Raw genomic sequence first — 2,899 nt, 5'->3', positions numbered from 1 at the left:
CTTCATCTGGCCACCGAGGTGACCCACAAGAAACGGCCTAGCGGCCCGGCTGAATACCGAACGGCAGGCCGGCCAACCGCCAGACGCCCGCCGACGCCCTCGCCGGGCCAGATGCACACCATCGGCTGCCGCCCGCGCGCCGGCTGCGCCGGCTGCGGCGGCTGGCCGTGTGAACGTCCGTCGGGACTCCGGTTCCACTCTGCCGGTTCACGCCGAACGCTTCAGCCTCGCTCTCGCGCGCCCTGCCGTCCCGCTCACGGGCTGACACCTCCCGGCAGTACCAGCGCACGGCGGCGATACCCCAGCGACCCTCCCGATGCCCGATCGGCCCCGGTGCAGCCGCTGTCGGCGAGCTGACGGGACAACAAGGACCGCCACTTGCCGAGCATCAGCACCCCGCCCCAGCACGACCTGCGTAACCTTCCCGACACCATTCTCCACGCCGCCCGCACCAACATCCCCTGACGCCACCTGCCACATGACTACCCGCACTGGAACACCGCCCACGGCTGCTTCGGCAACTGGGAGAAAGACGGCATCCTCGAACACCCCAACACCCCACCGCCGCGCCGGATCCGCGAGAAAGAGGGCCGCCACCCAGAGCCGACCGGCTTCATCACCGACACACAGCGCGTGAAGACCCCGGCCACCGTTCCCGCCCGCGAACAGAACACTGACGTACGTTCCCCCCCGGCGGGCAGAACACTGACGTACGTTCCCCCGGCGGGCAGAACGCTGACGCGGCCAAGGAGCTCGCCGGCCGCACGCCGAACATCATCATCGACACGGCCGACCTGATGCCGACGGCGCCGGTCACCGCCGCCGGCATCCCAGACCGCGTCACCGGCGGACGCCTCCTCAACCCCCTCGCCACCCCCGCCCCCGGCATCCGCAAGGGCCGGGCCGACCGCGGCCACCGCGAGCACCTCATCGGCCGTGCCGCCCGCCCCGGCATCGACCTCGACGTCATCCGACACACCCCCGCAACCAGAACCTTCATCGACCTGCCCCGCAGACGGGCGGCCGAGCACACGCCGGGCCGGCTCATGCACCACCGCCACGTCGCCCGCGACGACAAAACCCTCCCCGCACCCTCCACCGCCATGAACCACATCGCGACGACCGCCCTCAAAACCCGCCGCCTCACCCACACAGCCACACCCACCTGACACGGAGCCTGAAGCACCATCACAGGCCCGCCCCGGAGCCGGCCGGAGCAGGCTCCGGGGACCGATTCTGGGTGTCCCTGCGGGAAACGCTGCGCGATACTCGCCCGGTGAAATGGCGCGAGCAGGCAGAAACAGCAGAACAGACCGGTGACTGGGATACAGCCATCTCGCTGGTGAGCGCTCGTGCCGCGTGCTACTCCACCGACTACCTCGCGCACGACAATCATCTGTGGCACATGGACCTGCTCGTTCGGGCGGAGCGATTCGACCAGCTCACCGCACTCGCGCTCAAGGACGTCCACGCGCGCCGACGACTCAACAAAGCGCTTCACGAGCGCGGGATGGACACAGCGCTGCACCGCCGCGCCACGGCCGGCGACAACGGCGCCCTGTATCACCTGGTGAAGCTGCTGTGCGAAAGAGACCAGCTCCAGCAGGCCCACGCAGCAGTCGAGCACCTCGGCCCTGCAAACGAGTACGCACACCAGCTCCTGGCCGACTTCCGCACAGCCCCCGGCGCCACCGGGTAAGTCTCCACCGCCCACTGCCGCACACCCGGCGACATGATGCCACCTCCGGACGCACTACCGGCAGAAAACACCCTCCAAGCCTGCCTCCCGGCATCCGGTGCCGGCGGCGTCACGGAGCCGAACGCCCGGGCACAAGCAGAAGAGTTCGGGATCCCTCGGGAGCAGACCGACCGGGCACCAGCCGGCACCGCGCAGGAACTGCCGCACGGGATGGCCGCAGACGCGGGCCGAGGCCAACAGTTTCGTGACCGTGCACACCCGCCCAACGGCCGTAAGGAGCTGTACGCCCACACCGCGCCGGCAAGCACCGGCAGCGACCATCAGCATGACGACAAACCCCTGCCCCAAGAAGCTGTACTCCACCACGCACCAACCCACCGGACCGGAAGAATCCCGGGCCATGAGAACCCCACCCTGCTCACACCAGCGCCGGATACCATCCCCCCGCGCGCGCTCACCCGCCGCCACGACAACATCGACCCCGGCCACCACAGCCCAGCCCGACGGGCATGCACGATCCACCTGAAGCCCGCCGACGTTCTCACCACGAGGACGCATCACGGCAGCGTAAGGACAGCCGAAGGCACCCGCCTGCCCAGCCCGCCCGGGCCCGGCCCCCTCCGCACGGCGTCACCGAGGCACCCGTACCCCCCCCTCCCGCGCCAGGCGGAACAGCCGTACCCCCCACCGGCCATGAAGGGAGACAGCCGTACCCCCCCCCCACCGGCCATGGGCGGAACGGCCCTACCCCCCACCGGCGGTGAGCACACACCGCGACACACCCCGCCCCGCGGACGGCCGGACACCCAGCCCCCCCCACCCACCCACCACAGCAGGCAGACGGGCTCCACACCCGGCAGACAAGACCATCCGCTCCATACGCCCCCACAACCGGCCCGAACACACCCGCCCCCCGATGGACGCCGAACACCCACACGCCCACACCACCCCCGGCAGACAGCACGGCGGCCGACCCCACCCCGGCCTCCACCGGCCAGACCGGAGCCGCGGCCAGGGCCGGAGCCGGGACCGGGGCCAGGCCGGGACCGGGGCCAGGCCAGGGTCAGGGCCAAGGTCAGGCCGCGGCCAGGCCAGGCCGGGGCCAGGGCCAGGGCCGGGGCCAGGCCGGGCCGGGGCCGGGGTCAGGCCGGGGCCGGGGTCAGGCCGCGTAGAGATCGAACGTCGAACCCCGCCGGGGAC

2 protein-coding genes are annotated in these 2,899 nt (G+C 71.5%); both read left to right on the top strand.

Features of this window, described 5'->3' with window-relative positions; genetic code table 11:
* The first annotated feature begins 797 nt into the window (after nucleotides 1-797).
* A complete protein-coding gene (locus tag ACFVYR_RS38125) occupies nucleotides 798-1,169 on the top strand; it encodes a hypothetical protein (RefSeq protein WP_384263929.1) in 372 nt (123 codons plus the stop codon).
* Nucleotides 1,170-1,240: 71 nt separating this feature from the next.
* A complete protein-coding gene (locus tag ACFVYR_RS38120; RefSeq protein ID WP_384263927.1) occupies nucleotides 1,241-1,699 on the top strand; it encodes a hypothetical protein in 459 nt (152 codons plus the stop codon).
* The last annotated feature ends 1,200 nt before the right edge of the window (nucleotides 1,700-2,899 follow it).

Origin of the sequence: Streptomyces sp. NPDC058284 (assembly GCF_042881135.1) — a bacterium.
GTDB lineage: Bacteria > Actinomycetota > Actinomycetes > Streptomycetales > Streptomycetaceae > Streptomyces.
The sequence above is the reverse complement of the archived record's forward strand: the minus strand, read 5'-3'. Positions and strand labels throughout refer to the sequence as shown.

What these genes read in the sequence shown, in the direction of transcription:
- ACFVYR_RS38125 (WP_384263929.1), top strand. Translation starts at nt 798, where the DNA reads ATGCCGACGGCGCCGGTCACCGCCGCCGGCATCCCAGACCGCGTCACC.